Source organism: Candidatus Methylomirabilota bacterium (genome assembly GCA_035936835.1).
In the GTDB taxonomy this organism is placed as follows: Bacteria; Methylomirabilota; Methylomirabilia; order Rokubacteriales; family CSP1-6; genus AR37.
The window spans coordinates 18,208-31,713 of record DASYVT010000068.1 but is presented as its reverse complement, the minus strand read 5'-3'; the positions used below and the strand labels follow the sequence as shown (position 1 = coordinate 31,713).

The following is a 13,506-nucleotide window of genomic DNA, read 5'->3' as shown; positions in this document are numbered from 1 at the left end:
TGGGCGACGCCTGCCGGCCCGCTCCTCAGCCACCGCCCGCGTCTCAGCCACTGCCCGCGTCTCAGCCACTGGAGGTCCTGACGGGAAAGCGGGGCACGTCGTTCCAGTCGAAACCACGCGGCGCGTCTTCGCCGAGGGACAGCACGCGGTCGAGGGTGCGCTGGAGCGCCCGCCCGAACGGATCCAGCGGCACGCCGGCAAGCGTCCGCTCGAGGACGCGCCCGCAGCCATCGTGCAGCAGGGCGCGCGCACCGCTGACATTGCCGTTGGCCAAGTGTTGGAAGCCCACGGCCACCTGTATCAGGCCCTGAAGCGCCTCGCGGTCACCGCCCTCGGCGCGCAGCCAGTAGGGCTCGAGGAGCTCGTGGACCTCGAAGTAGAGATGCGCGTGGAAGAGCAGCGCCGCGGCGACCAGCGCGACTCCCAGCGGCGGGTCCTCGGCGTCGAAGGGCCGCAGGTGCAGCAGCCGCCGGGCGCGCTCGGCGCGCTCCGCGAACTCGCTCTCGTGGCCTTTGAAACCGCTCTTGAGCCGCCAGCCGCCGTCCCGGCGCTCGAAAATCTCCCGCGGGAACGGCTCGGGCAGCACGCCCGGTCCCTCGAGCGCTCCCGGGTCGGCGCAAACCGCCGCGACGGCCTCCAGCCCGCGGCGCGCGCCACTGTCATGGAGCGCATCCAGGATCAACCCGGCCAAGCAATTCCTGAGCGGCAGCGGCAGCGGCATGGGCACGATCCTGGAGCGAGAACGGCTAGATGTGTTCGACCCGGGTGCCGGCCAGCAGATCGTGCAGCGCCCGCTTGTCGGCGCGGACGCCGGCCATGATGAAGCCGATCCCGAGGATGAGGGCAGACAGGAAGGTCGCGAAATAACGGCCGACAGACTGGCCGAAAGACAGCGGTCCGCCGTTCATGCTGACCACCCGGATCTGGAGCGCCATCTTGCCGAGCGTCTGGCCCCACGTCCAGTGGAAGACGATGCTGTACCCCGCGCCGATGATCGAGCTGAAGAGGCTTGTCGTGCCCCTGACAAGCATCCCGGCGTTCATGCCACCGCCCAACATCATCCAGCCCGCGCCGAAGAGAATGCCCTGGGCGACGAGAAGGACGACGCCGTCGATCATGACCGCGACGAAGCGGATCCAGAAGCCGGCGGGCCGGGTCGCGGCGGTGACGGGCGCGAAACCCGGCGCGGGCGCTCTCCGAGGCGGCCGCGAAAACGACGCTGGCGGAGCGGCGGAGGGCGCGCCCAAGTCGGCGCCGCATCGCGCGCAGTAACGCGCCTCGTCGCCCTGCCAGCCGCAGCGCCCACACGTCACCGCCATGGCGGCGGTATCCTAGCACAAGTGGCGGGAGCCCCAGTTGTTGCCCCCACGCCAAGGTCGCTCCGCCCACGTTATAATGTCGCCATGATCTCGGTGCGGGACGCCCAGGCTCACATCCTGGATCGCATCCCCGCTGCGGCCCCGCCGGAGCTCCTGCCCCTGGCCGCGGCGCTCGGCCGCGTCCTGGCCGACGATATCCGCGCCGAGATGGACGTGCCGCCCACCGACAACTCGGCCGTCGACGGTTATGCCGTCGCGTCGACCGATATCCCCGGCACGGGCACACGCGGGCTCGAGGTCGTGGCTGAGCTCGCCGCGGGATCGGTTTTCGCCGGCACGCTCCGCACGGGCCAGGCCCTCCGCATCATGACGGGAGCGCCCATGCCCGCCGGCGCGGACACCGTCTATCCGCAGGAAGTCGTCGAGCGTCGCGGCGGCAGCGCGATCGTCGGCCCTCTCGCGGCCGGCGCGAACACCCGCCGTCGCGGCGAGGACGTGCAGGCGGGCACGGTGGTGCTGCCGGCAGGCGGCGTGCTCCGCCCGCAGGAGATCGGCATTGCCGCGTCCCTCGGCCTGGCCCAGCTCCTCGTGCGCAGGAAGCCGCGCGTGGCCATCCTCTCCACGGGAGACGAGGTCGCCGAGCCGGGGAGCGTCCGCAAGCCGGGGCAGATCTACGACTCGAACCGGTTCTCGCTTCGCGGCCTCGTCGAGGGCGCGGGCGCGACCGCGGTGGACGACGGCATCGTGCCCGACCAGTTCGACGAGCTCCACGCCCGCCTGCTCCGTGCGGCCGAGCACGCCGACGTGGTCCTGACCTCGGGGGGTGTCTCCGTCGGCGACTACGATCTCGTCAAGGCCGTGCTCCAGCAGGCGGGGGGGATCGACTTCTGGCAGGTCGCCATGCAGCCGGGGCGGCCGCTCGCCGTCGGCAGCATCGGAAGCGCGCACTTCTTCGGCCTGCCGGGCAATCCAGTCGCCTCCATGCTCACCTTCCACCTCTTCGTCCGCCCCGCGCTGTGGAAGCTCGCCGGGCGACGCGAGCTCTTTGTGCAGCCGTTCCGCGCCACGGCGGTCGAGCCCATGTCGAAGAAGACCGGCCGGCGCGAGTTCAAGCGCGGCATCCTGACGTATGCCCACGACCGCTGGGAGGTGCGCACCACGGGCCCCCAAGGCTCGGGTATCCTGAGCTCGATGACCGCCGCCAACTGCTTCGTCGTCATCGAGGAGGAGCGGGGCGACGTCTCCGCGGGCGAGCCGGTCTGGGTCGAGCCCTTCCAGCCCCTCTGAACCCGATCCCGCCCATGACCGCCTCGATCAGCATCGATCTCATCCAGCAGGTGGCGCCCATGGTGCGCGACATGGTCACCTCTCGCGCCCGGTCGCGCGCACACCTCCGCTACGCCGACATCCGTCTCGAAGCGATCCAGGGCAAATACGCGTCCGCGGAAAACGGCGATGCCAAGGCCGCCGGCGAGGACGCGACCCTGGGCTTCGGTGTCCGTGTGCTGGCGGGCGACGGCATGGCCGCGCCGGGCTACTTCGGGCGCGGACTCGGCGAGGCCGACATCCCGCGCCTCGAGCGAATCCTCGACGAGGGGCTCGACGCCGCCTACCGCCGGGCCATGGCCAATGCCGATTGGAAGACACAGGCGCGCGAAAAGTTCGGCGCGCTCGGCGAGTCCCTCACCGATACGCGCCTGCACCCGGTTCGCGTGTGCCAGGACGTGGTGCCGGCCGTATACCAGACAGATCCAAGGACCGTCGACCTGGGCGAGATGGTCCGGTTCACCCGGGAGATCTCGCGCCAGGTCAAGGCGACGCATGTGGCCCTCGGCTACAACTACATCTCCGCCATGACGCAGCTCGCGCGCGAGCTCTTCGCCTCCTCCGAGGGCGCGCTCATCGATCAGGCGATCGCGCTGACGCAGGGCATGTGCTACGTCATCGCCAACGGAGACGGCAACAGCCAGGCGATCTACGACGTCCTCGGCCACCAGCGCGGCTGGGAAATCCTATTGACCGGCGTGGACGACCCGCTGATGTCATTCCCGCCATTCTCCGACTTCGCCCTCGCCATCGCGCTCGAGGCGGTCGAGCTCTGCCGGGCGCCGGCCCTGCCCTCGCTCGACGCCGAGGTGACCGTGGTCACCGACCCCCACTACAACACCCTCGTGTCCCACGAGATCATCGGCCATCCCGTCGAGCTGGACCGGAGCCTCAAGATGGAAACCGCCTATGCCGGCCGCTCGTGGCTGCTGCGCGGGCTCGACGACACCCAGGTCGGCAAGCGAGTCGCCTCGCCGCTCGTCACCGCGTACTCGGACCCCGCCCTGCCGGGCTACGGCCACTACAAGTACGACGACGAGGGGACGCCGGCCAAGCGTGTGACCCACATCGACGAGGGCATCTTCCGGGGCTTCATGAACAGCCGCCAGACGGCCGCCATCTTCGGCGACGAGCCCAACGGGCACTGGAAGGCGACGGAGGCACCATTGATTCCGCTGATCCGCATGTCGACGACCGTCTTCGGCGGCGGCGACCGCGACCCGGCGGACATCATCAGCGAGGTCGACCACGGCTTCTACCTTGTCGGCCACAAGACGCCGTCGATCGCCGAGAGCCGGGAGAACTTCCGCATCTCGGCGCGCAAGGTCTACGAGATCGAACACGGCCGTCTCGGCCGGCTGTACCGGGACGGCGGCATCATGGCCGACAGCCGCGACTACCTCATGAAGGTGGACGCCGTCGGACGCGACTTCCGCCTCTACCCCATCCCCAATTGCGGCAAAGGACAGCCCATGCAAACCAAGAGGCTCGGCAACGGCGGCCCGACCATGCGGAGCCGCGCCGTCATCACAGGAGGGCAGGCCTGATGAGGCGTCTCGTTACCATTCTCCTTGTCGCATCCGCCATGGCGTGGGCCGCGCCGGCGCCGGCCGGGAACCCGGAAGTCCCCGAGAAGTTCATCTCGGTGGACGAGGCCAAGGCGCTCGTCGATAGGCGTGAGCGCATCACGTTCATCGACGTCCGCGAAAAGGCCCAGTACGACGACCTCCACATCAAGGGCGCGATCAACATCCCACTCGACACGATGCCCGCGCGCCTCGCCGAGATCTCGCGCACGGAGTTCATCGCTCTCTACTGAGCCTGCCCACACGCGCTGGCCCGGGGGGCCAACGAGATCCTGTACACAGCCGGCTACCGGAACATGCTGATCCTCGACGAGGGCCTCCCGGGCTGGCACAAGAAGAGGTACCCGACGGCCGTGACGGCGGTCCGGCAGCAGTAGTGCCCGATTCCACCCTACTCGCCCGCGCGGTACAGGACGCCCTCGCCTTCGTGCAGGCGCAGGCCGGCGTGAGGGAAGCCGAGGTCTTCGCCGCCGACAACCGCACGCTCCTGACGCGCCTCAACTACACCTCCCATATCCCCTGCAACGGCGTCGAGGAGCCCAAGAGCCGGGAGAGCTATGGCATCGGGATCCAGGTCGCCCTCGAGTCCCCCGAGGGAACCCTGCTCGGCTTCGGGTCGGAGCCCAGCGATCTCTCGCAGACCGGGGTCGAGCGCGCCCTCGCCAAGGCGCGCCAGGGGGCGGTGCGCGACCCCGAGTTCCGCTCTTTCCCGAAACCGGGCGCGGCGCGGCGCGAGCTCATGGACTACCACGACCCCGCCCTGCTGGACATCAGCGACGCGCAGCTGGTCGGCGCCGGATGGAAGGTGCTGCAGGGCGGACTGAGCGCCTTTCTCGCCTCATCGAAGCTCGCCGAGCTTGCCGGCAGTGAGGCGGGGCTGCGGGCTCTCGGGCTCATCCTGGGCGGCGACGTCACGATCGTCCAGGAGTCCATCGCCATCGCCTCGACGTCGATGCCCGAGCCGCAGACCGATGTCTCGACGCTGCTCACCAGCTTCGTCACGGGCATGGTCGAAGCGCAGGACGCCAAGGGCTCCGGGTGGTCCACCGCGACGCGCCTGGAGCATCTTACTGAAGAGTCCGGAGCAGACGCGGCGCACCGGGCCATCGACGCTATAGGCGGGGAGCGGGTGGCTTCTGGCGAGTACACGGTCGTCTTCGGCCGGCAACCGGTAGCCGATCTCATGAACAACCTCGTCGTGCCCTCGTGCCACGCGGGCGCGTTCTACTCGTCGAGCACGCCGTTCCTGGGCAAGCTCGGCAAGCCGGTCGCCTCCCCGCGCCTGAGCGTCTACGACCACGGCGCGGCCCCAGGGCTCCTGGGCTCCAAGGGCATCACCTGCGAGGGGCTCCCGACGGGACGCACCGAGCTGATCAAGGACGGCGTCCTCACGGGCGCGCTCACCAGCTGGTACGCGGCCCAGCGCCTGCTCCACGACCCCGCGATCAAGGAGAAGCTCGGCGTGGGGGCAGCCGCCGCCGCGCCGGCGCTCGTGGCCCGCAACGGGTTCCGATTTTCCGGAAGCGGCGGGCGCGCCTTCGCCGCCCAGGCCGAGACCGCCGCCTCCAACATCGTCGTCGAAGGCGCCGAGCCGGTCTCGATCGAAGAACTGATTCGCAGCGTGCGCCACGGCCTCTACGTCGGCCGCATCTGGTACACGTACCCAATCAACGGGCTCCGCGCGGGAGACTTCACGTGCACCGTGGTGGGCGACTCCTTCATCATCCGCGACGGCCGGCTCGCAGCGCCGCTCAAGGCCAACACCGTGCGCATCAACGACAACATCACGCGGCTGCTCGCGAGCGTCGCGGGCGTCACCAAGGATGTGAGAGGCACCGTCGTCTGGGGGGCCGACGAGGTAGTCTACACGCCGGAGATCGGTGTCACCGGCGTCCACGTGGACGCCATCGCCGGCTTCATGGAGGCACTGGGCTGACGGCCGCCGCCCGCAGGCCGCCGATAAGGGCCCATCTGCTTCGTTGGCGCCCTCGGCCGCACGCTCAACGTACAGGAGTACGCCTCGCGTGCGGCCCTTCGGGCGCCGCCTCGCATCTGGACACTTCTCGCCGGCCTGCTAGCGGCCGAGCAGGAGCCCGTCCACGAAGCCGATGTGGACGGCGAGGTAGAGCCCGAATCCGAGCGAGAGCAGGCCCGTCCCCAAGGCGAGCGCGCGGCGGAAGCGAAACAGGATGGGCAGGCGCGCCGTGAACGGCACCGAGAGGAGCGCGGTGATCGCGGTCATGCCGGCGATGGTCCCCAGCCCAAACACGAGCAGGTACACCACGGCCGCATAGGGGCTCCGCACCGTCGAGAGCACCAGCAGCGCGACAGCGGCGCTCCCCGCCAGGCCGTGGACGAGGCCCGTGAGAGTCGAGCGGGCTGCCTGCGCCGGCCCCAAGGTCCGGAGCACCAACCAGAACCCCGGCGCGCCGTGCCCGTGCCCGTCCGCCGACTGCCCCGGCCTCTCATCCCGGTCACGCATCAGCCTCACGATCCGGGCCACGCCCAGCGCCATCAACATGAAGGCCACAGCGAGCTCCATCGACAGCCCGGCCCTCGGGGTCACTGTCACGTTGAAGAGCACGATGGCCATCCCGGCCGCGGCGATGGTGACCGTGTGGCCGAGCCCCCAGAAGGCGCCGACGAGCGCGCCCGAGGCGAAGCGGCCCGTCCGGCTCACGATGCTCGCCACCGCCACGACGTGGTCGGCGTCGGTGGCGTGCTGAAGCCCGAAGACGAAGCCCAGCGCGATCGCGCCCAGGCTCGAGTCCATCTAGCCGAGATACCCCTTGGCCTTGAGCGTGGCGTCCACCTTGGCGCGATGGTTCTTCTCCCAGGCGTCGAGGCTCAGCTTGGAGTCGGCCTCGCCCTTGGCCTGCGCTTTCTTCAGCACCTCCGGCGCCCTGGCGAGCGGCACCACGACGATGCCTTCATCGTCGGCGACGACGATGTCGCCCGGATGGACCACAACCCCGCCGCAGCGAATCGGGTGGTTGATCTCGCCGGGCCCCTCCTTCGCGGCCGGAATGGGCGAGCGCCCACGGGCGAAGAGCGGGAAGCCGTTGGCGCGACTTTCCCCGATGTCGCGGATGACGCCGTCCACGATGAAGCCGGCGACGCCGCGCTTCTGCGCAATGGCGCAGACGTTCCCGCCGGCGACCGCCAGCGAATCGTCCCCCGCCTCCACCACGATCACGTCGCCCGGCTCCGCTCGGTAGATGGCCGCGTGGAGCATGAGGTTGTCATGGTGCGCCGTCCGTACCGTGAAGGCCGGCCCCGCGATGCGCGGCATGTCGGGCCAGAGCGGGTGGATGGCGTAGCGCATCACGCACCCGAGATCGATGATGTCCGAGATCGCCGTGGTCGCGAGCCCCTGGAAGCCCTTCACGATCTCGGAATCGGGGCGCGGGAACTCCAGTCGTATGGCCTGCGCGGGTTCGGTCATGGCGTCACTCCGAGAGTTTGAGGAGAAGCCCGGTGCGCCGCGCGCGGGTGATGGCCGAGGCCAGCGCCCAGTGCGCGAGCACGACGTAGAAGCCGGTCAGCAGAAAGCCCTTGAGCCAGGCATGGGTGAACTGCGCCTCGAAGCCGTAGCCCTGGCGGAAGGCGTCGAGGAAATAGGTCAGCGGTATGCCCGCGGCGACAGCCTGCGCCCAGACGGGCAGCACGGAGACCGGGTAGTAGATGCCCGAGAACATGACCGTGAAGTTCACCGCCGCCCAGGCCGAGGTCTCGGCGCGCGTCCCGAAGAGCAGGACCAGGCTACAGACGAAGAGTCCGATGATCAGCGAGCAGAGACAGCAGCCCAAGAGGAAGAGCGCGAGCGAGCCCGGCCCGGCGCCCACGAAGTCGAAGCCGAAGGCCCAGGAGCCGATCACGGCCATCAGCGCGAAGACCGTCACGCCGCGAGCCACGCCCACCAGCCACGACCCCACCGCCATGTGGCGGATGCCGATGGGCGCGAGGAACTGGTGCTTCATGGACTTGGACCAGATGTCGAAGAGGACCGCGTAGGCGACGTCGAGCTGGCAGACCTGCACGGTCGAGAGCGCCACCGTGCCGACGAGAATGAAGGCCGTCATCTTCGCGTCGAGCGCCAGGAAGCGCGTCAGGAGACCGTGTGAGAGCATGGCCACGCCAGGCCAGAACGTCAGCTCGAAGACGAAGAAGACGTTCCGCCTGGCCATGATGACGTTGCGGTGGGCGAAGGCCCAGGTCCGCACCACCTCGACGAACCAGGTCTCCGGCACGCGCTCCCTCACCACCACGTCAGCGGGCGAGCTCAACGAAGACCTCCTCGAGCTCGGGCTCGTGCACCTGGCAGTCGCGGACCAGCACCCCCTGCTCGTGGAGCCAGCGGAGGATCTCGGGCAGCCGCTTGTCCACGGCGTCCACCGTGCAGTCGATGTGCTCGCCACGCGGATGCACTTGCAGAATGCCCGGCAGGTTGCTCAACCCGCGCGGCGCCGCGGGATCGAGCCGCAGCGAGATGACGTCGCCGATGCGGATCTGGCGCTTGAGCTCGTCCGCCGTACCCTGCGCCAGGATGCGCCCCGCCTTGATGAATGCGATCTCGTCGCAGAGCTCTTCGGCCTCCCGCATGTAGTGGGTCGTCAGGATGATCGTCGTGCCCCGCTCGCGCCGGAGCGCGGCGATCTGGGCGCGCAAGCGGATCGAGACGTCAGGGTCGAGACCTAGCGTCGGCTCGTCGAGGAACAGCACCTCCGGATCGTTGAGCAGCGCCTTGGCCATCGCCAGCCGCTGTTTGAGCCCGGTCGAGAGCGCGTTGTACTCGGTCTTGGCATACGGTCCGAGCTCGCACTGCTCGATGAGCTGGTCGACCTTCATTCGCAGCCGGCGGCCCGAGAGACCGTAGAGGCCGCCGTAGAAGCTCAGGACCTCGGGCGGACGCAGGCTCCATACGAAGGAGGCGTTGCCGCTCGCCATGTTCAGCCGCCGGCGTATGGCGCCCGCCTCCCGGACCACGTCATGGCCGAGTATGGTCGCGGAACCCGAGTCCGGCAGGAGCAGGGTCGCCAGGATCGAGAGCAGCGTCGTCTTGCCCGCGCCGTTCGGCCCGAGCAGGCCAAAGATCGCCCCGCTCGGCACCTGGAGGCTCGCGCCGCGGAGCGCCTCCTTGCGCCGGCGCCCGAACCAGCCGCTCCGGAACGTCTTGGTAAGATCTTTTGCGTCTACGGCGAGCATAGGCCGATAATCGTACCATGCCGGCGGCGACCGGGAACGGGGGTACTGGGCCAATTTGCTTCCCCATACTTCGTTCTCGGTCGCCAGCGACGCTCAACGTACACCCACGTACGTTTCGCGTCACTGGCTCCCTCGGGCCTCGTCTGGCTCGCAACTTGGCCCAGTACCGGAACGGGGCCGCGCGTTGAAGAGCCGCGACTGTTCTGGTAGAACCGACCCGTGGAGTCCGCCGCCGAGGAGCCCAGCGCCTGGAGCTGCGCCGCCGACACTCTCGCCCCCGGGCAGACGGCGAAGTTCCGCCTGTTCCGGTGCGGCAAGCCCGTCGAGGCCTTCATCATTAATACGGGCGGCGTCTACCACGCCTACGTCAACCGCTGTCCCCACGCCGGCACGCCGCTCGACCTCTGGCCCAACGAGTTCCTCACCGAGGACGGTCGCCACCTCATCTGCTCGACACACGGCGCCATCTTCGAGCGCCATACCGGCCTCTGCGTCGAGGGCCCCTGCCCCGGCGCGAAGCTCGAGCGCCTGCCCGTGGAGGCGAACGGGTCCTCGCTGGTGGTGCGATGCCCGAGCTGACGCCTGAAGAAGAAGCGACCGAGATCGAGGAAACGAACGCGCGCTTCTACCGCGCCATCGAAAGCCGGGATCTCGACGCGATGGATGCGGTGTGGCTGCACGCCGACTACGTCCGCTGCGTCCATCCGGGCTGGGGCCTGCTCAGCGGCTGGGACACCGTGCGCCAATCCTGGGCCGCCATCTTCAAGGACAGCCGCGAGCTGCGCTTCACACTCTCCGACGTCCAGATCCAGGTCGAGGGCGGCCTCGCCTGGGTGACGGCCACCGAGAACATCCTCTCCCAGTCGCAGGGCAACATCTCGGTCACCGCCGTGCTGGCGACCAACGTCTACGAGCGGCGGGGCACCCGTTGGCGCATGGTGCTCCACCACGCCTCCCACATCCTCATGAGTGAGCCCGAGGGAGAGGGATGATAGGGAGAGGGACGACAGGGAGAGGGCTAAAGGCGCCTACAGACGCCGAAGGAGCAGGTGCGGGCCCTTCTCGACGGCCACGCTGTAGCGGTACGTGGGTCCTCCCGCGCCGTTCGTGATGGCCACCGTGTCCCCGTCCCGCTTCATCGTCACGCCGGGATTGCTCCGCCAGGGATAGCTCGACGCGTTGAGGAGGAGATGATCGGCCTTGTCCAGCCGCTCCGGGAATACGAAGACGAGAGGCCTCAGCGACAGGTGGGCGACATAGCGGTCCTGGGCCGACACCGCGGCGCTTGCCGGCACCTGCGCGATCACTTCCCACGCGTGACGGTGCTCGGGCTTCGGCCAGAAGCGGTCAACCGACAAGTTGTTCACGGTCCTCGACGACAGCACGAGGCTCGCCATCAGGGCGACGACCAGCACCCCCTTCGGCCACGGCCCCGGCCGTCTCAACGCCACGCGGTCGTAGCCGGCTATGGCCGCCGCGGAGAGAAACGGCAGCACGAAGGACTGGTACTGGGTGCGGTGGTCGAAAAGGATCGCGTCCTGTCCCAGGAGGTTCTCGAAGAGCGAAGGAGCCAGCCCGAGGAGCAGCCCTGGCGCCAGCAGAGGCAGAAAGGCCAGCGGAGCAAAGAGCGCCCCGAGATAGACGAGCCGCTTTCCGGTCACGAGCCCCGCCAGCGCGCGGAAGGGATGCAGCAGCAGCGCCGTCACGATCTCGGGCACGGTGGAGCCGAGATGGCTGTAGCGTCCGAGATGAGGGTACGGCGCCCCGCGGAAGTAGGGCATGAGCCACCGCGTGTCCACCAGCAGGAGCGCGAAGGCGCAGGCGGCGGTGGCGGCGCCCCAGAGCCGGCGGCGCTTCGACAGCGCGAGCCAGATCCCCAGGCCCACCACGGGAATCGCCGCATCCTCGCGGGTCGCCAGCGTGAGCAGCACGGAGGCCGCGAACAGCCACGGCCGCTCGGTCTCGGCGAAGTAGATGGCCGCCAAGAGCAGCGGGATCGCGAGGGCGGCGGTGTGGAAGTCGCGCACGTTGATGCTTTGAAGCGACGGGTTCAAGAGATAGAGAATGGCAAACACCGCCGCCGGTCGCTCGTCACCCAGCCGACGTGCCGCGATCCCGAACACGGCGAGCGCCCCTAACGCCAGCGCCGCCGACTGGAACACCAGGAGCGCGACCGCCCCGGGCGCCACGCGGAAGAGCGGCACCAGGAGGTACAGGATCGGCGAAAAGTGATCGCCCCACGCGTGCATCTCGGGCAGGCTGACGTAGGGGCCGGCGCCGAGCGCAAGGTTCCAGGTCAGCTGGACGTAGTAGCCGAGGTCGAGCGCATGAGTCTGGAGCGTCAGGTGCCGGCTGACGGTAATGAAGGAGAAGAGGGCCGCGTAGAGGACGATGCCGGCGGCGACCACCCGGCGGGGCCGAAGGGACAGCACCGGAACCGGCCCAACGACGAATCTGACGGCAAGCACGCCCAGCAACACGAGGAAGAGCTCCTCGGGGCGCCACCACCAGTAGACGAACGAGGAGAGGACGGCCAGGCCGCAGAGGACGGCGGCCGCGTCGAGAATACGGAGCAGTCTCAACTTCGAGGCGACGTCCCGGCCCCCGGACCGAGCCGGCTGTACCGCCCGCGCAAGGTCTGCAGCCGCCGTGAGCGCTTGAGCCCGAAGCGGTCCAGCAGGTAGCGCGTCACGACCCAGAGGATCTTGAGCCCGTAGCCGCAGGAGGCGAGGAAGCCGGCCGACGAGGCTTCCGGGAAGTAGCGCACGGGCACGACGATCTCCGCGATGCGGAAGCGCGCCGCCACGCACTGGGCGATGATCTCCTGGTCGAAGACAAACCCGTCCGAGTTCATCCGGAAGTTCACGGCCTCGAGCACCTCGCGGCTGAAGGCCCGGTAGCCCGTGTGGTACTCGGACAGCGCCAGTCCGAAAGAGACGTTCTCGACTTCCGTGAGGAAGCGGTTCGAGATGTACTTCCACCAGGGCATCCCCTGCGCGATGGCCGAGCCCCCGCCCTTGAGCCGCGAGCCCAGCACGAGGTCGGCGTCGCCCTTCACGATGGGCTCGATCATCTTGGGCACGAGCGTCGGGTCGTACTGGTAGTCGGGGTGGACCATGACGACGATGTCCGCCCCGGCCTTGAGCGCCTCCGTGTAGCAGGTCTTCTGGTTGGCGCCGTAGCCGTAGTTCCTGTCGTGGACGAAGATCTCGAGCCCGAGCTCGCGCGCGATCTCGAGCGTCTGGTCCTTGGAGCCGTCGTCCACCAGGATGACCAGATTGACCGACTCCTTGGGCAGCTCCTCGTAGGTCAGCTTGAGCGTGCGCCCCGCGTTGTACGCGGGCATGACCACCACGACCTTCGGCTGCATCGTCATCGCGCTTCCGGCGAGGCCCGCCGGCACACGGCGACGAGCTGGTAGGCGAGCCCGCCTTTCCAGGCCCGCGCGGCGCCGGCGGAGAGCGCGTGCACGGCGTCGAGGACCGGGCCGTGGAGCCGAGGCGGGACGACGAGCGGCAGGGGCACGGGCGTGGCGAGCATCTCCTCCACGCTGAGCCCGGCGTCGCGGAGAAACGCTCCGAAGCTCCGCCGGGTGAAGAAGCGCAGGTGCGTGCGGTCGAGGATGCCGCGGTCCGCGTAGTCCCAGCGCCCGAGCAGGAGCGACAGCCTGACCCAGAGGTGCGCCACGTTGGGCACCGACACGATCACCCGCCCGTCGGCCGCAAGCGCCCGGTTCAGCGCCACCAGGACGGGCAGCGGATCGTTCAGATGCTCCAGCACGTCCCCGTAGACGATCGCGTCGAAGGTGCCCTGGAGCCGCGGCGCCGCCTGGTCGAGGTCGGCCACGATCACCTCGTGGCATCTCCCGCGCGCCTTCGCAGCCTGGGCTGGGTCGCGCTCGAGGGCGCTGACTTGCCAGCCCTGACGCGTGAGGAGCTCGGAGAGAAAACCGTCGGCGGCCCCGACGTCGAGCGCCCGGCGTCCCCGCCCCTGACCCAGCCGGCGGAGGATGACGGCATGGCTCGAATACGGGTCCGACTTGAGCTGATAGGGCCATGCGGTCATCGCGC

15 protein-coding genes are annotated in these 13,506 nt (G+C 69.2%); 6 read left to right on the top strand and 9 right to left on the bottom strand.

Translation table 11 applies throughout. The features are described 5' to 3' along the window. Nucleotides 1-61: 61 nt before the first annotated feature. Together VGV06_05740 and VGV06_05735 are read right to left on the bottom strand one after the other, a co-directional pair. Nucleotides 62-721 carry a DUF309 domain-containing protein gene (locus VGV06_05740; GenBank protein HEV2054662.1) on the bottom strand — a complete coding sequence of 220 codons (660 nt, stop codon included), beginning with the start codon at nucleotides 719-721 and terminating at the stop codon, nucleotides 62-64. A 25-nt stretch (nucleotides 722-746) separates the two neighbouring features. Further along, entirely contained in the window at nucleotides 747-1,319 is a 573-nt protein-coding gene (locus VGV06_05735; GenBank protein ID HEV2054661.1) for an RDD family protein, read from the bottom strand. An 84-nt stretch (nucleotides 1,320-1,403) separates the two neighbouring features. On the opposite strand from VGV06_05735, the gene glp reads away from it, so the two are divergent. The 4 genes from glp (at nucleotide 1,404) to VGV06_05715 (ending at nucleotide 6,167) form a co-directional block, all read left to right on the top strand. After that, nucleotides 1,404-2,606 carry a gephyrin-like molybdotransferase Glp gene (glp, locus tag VGV06_05730; GenBank protein HEV2054660.1) on the top strand — a complete coding sequence of 401 codons (1,203 nt, stop codon included), beginning with the start codon at nucleotides 1,404-1,406 and terminating at the stop codon, nucleotides 2,604-2,606. 14 nt (nucleotides 2,607-2,620) lie between these two features. Next, nucleotides 2,621-4,192, top strand: a complete 1,572-nt coding sequence (locus tag VGV06_05725) for a TldD/PmbA family protein (GenBank protein ID HEV2054659.1) — start codon at nucleotides 2,621-2,623, stop codon at nucleotides 4,190-4,192. Further along, entirely contained in the window at nucleotides 4,192-4,464 is a 273-nt protein-coding gene (locus tag VGV06_05720) for a rhodanese-like domain-containing protein (GenBank protein ID HEV2054658.1), read from the top strand. The genes VGV06_05725 and VGV06_05720 overlap by 1 nt, the downstream gene beginning before the upstream one ends. A gap of 143 nt (nucleotides 4,465-4,607) precedes the next feature. Next, the gene (locus tag VGV06_05715) at nucleotides 4,608-6,167 is read left to right on the top strand and encodes a metallopeptidase TldD-related protein (protein HEV2054657.1); all 1,560 of its coding nucleotides are present in this window, start codon (nucleotides 4,608-4,610) and stop codon (nucleotides 6,165-6,167) included. 138 nt (nucleotides 6,168-6,305) lie between these two features. Here the strand turns inward: VGV06_05715 and VGV06_05710 are convergent, their stop codons facing one another. From VGV06_05710 to VGV06_05695, 4 genes are read right to left on the bottom strand one after another with little or no spacing between them, the layout of a single operon-like run. Continuing rightward, on the bottom strand, nucleotides 6,306-7,004 hold the full coding sequence (locus tag VGV06_05710; protein ID HEV2054656.1) for a high-affinity nickel-transport family protein: 699 nt from the start codon (nucleotides 7,002-7,004) through the stop codon (nucleotides 6,306-6,308). Beyond that, complete coding sequence (locus VGV06_05705) at nucleotides 7,005-7,676, bottom strand: RraA family protein (GenBank protein HEV2054655.1); 672 nt, start codon at nucleotides 7,674-7,676, stop codon at nucleotides 7,005-7,007. It lies immediately after the preceding gene. 4 nt (nucleotides 7,677-7,680) lie between these two features. Then, nucleotides 7,681-8,517 (bottom strand): ABC transporter permease, encoded by an 837-nt coding sequence (locus VGV06_05700; protein ID HEV2054654.1) that lies wholly within the window; start codon nucleotides 8,515-8,517, stop codon nucleotides 7,681-7,683. Continuing rightward, nucleotides 8,501-9,436, bottom strand: a complete 936-nt coding sequence (locus VGV06_05695) for an ABC transporter ATP-binding protein (GenBank protein ID HEV2054653.1) — start codon at nucleotides 9,434-9,436, stop codon at nucleotides 8,501-8,503. Before VGV06_05695 ends, VGV06_05700 begins: the two co-directional genes overlap by 17 nt. Nucleotides 9,437-9,655: 219 nt before the next feature. Here VGV06_05695 and VGV06_05690 point away from each other — a divergent pair, with 219 nt between their 5' ends. Together VGV06_05690 and VGV06_05685 are read left to right on the top strand one after the other, a co-directional pair. Then, a complete protein-coding gene (locus tag VGV06_05690) occupies nucleotides 9,656-10,015 on the top strand; it encodes a Rieske 2Fe-2S domain-containing protein (GenBank protein ID HEV2054652.1) in 360 nt (119 codons plus the stop codon). Beyond that, a complete protein-coding gene (locus VGV06_05685; GenBank protein ID HEV2054651.1) occupies nucleotides 10,003-10,428 on the top strand; it encodes a nuclear transport factor 2 family protein in 426 nt (141 codons plus the stop codon). Before VGV06_05690 ends, VGV06_05685 begins: the two co-directional genes overlap by 13 nt. Before the next feature lie 36 nt (nucleotides 10,429-10,464). On the opposite strand, the gene VGV06_05680 is transcribed toward VGV06_05685, so the two are convergent. Genes VGV06_05680 through VGV06_05670 form a run of 3 tightly spaced genes read right to left on the bottom strand, consistent with a single transcriptional unit; the run spans nucleotide 10,465 to nucleotide 13,501 of the window. Then, nucleotides 10,465-12,018: a DUF2079 domain-containing protein gene (locus VGV06_05680; GenBank protein HEV2054650.1), complete on the bottom strand. Its 1,554-nt coding sequence runs from the start codon at nucleotides 12,016-12,018 to the stop codon at nucleotides 10,465-10,467. Further along, complete coding sequence (locus tag VGV06_05675; protein ID HEV2054649.1) at nucleotides 12,015-12,812, bottom strand: glycosyltransferase family 2 protein; 798 nt, start codon at nucleotides 12,810-12,812, stop codon at nucleotides 12,015-12,017. The genes VGV06_05680 and VGV06_05675 overlap by 4 nt, the downstream gene beginning before the upstream one ends. Then, complete coding sequence (locus tag VGV06_05670) at nucleotides 12,809-13,501, bottom strand: class I SAM-dependent methyltransferase (protein HEV2054648.1); 693 nt, start codon at nucleotides 13,499-13,501, stop codon at nucleotides 12,809-12,811. Before VGV06_05670 ends, VGV06_05675 begins: the two co-directional genes overlap by 4 nt. Between the last annotated feature and the right edge of the window lie 5 nt (nucleotides 13,502-13,506).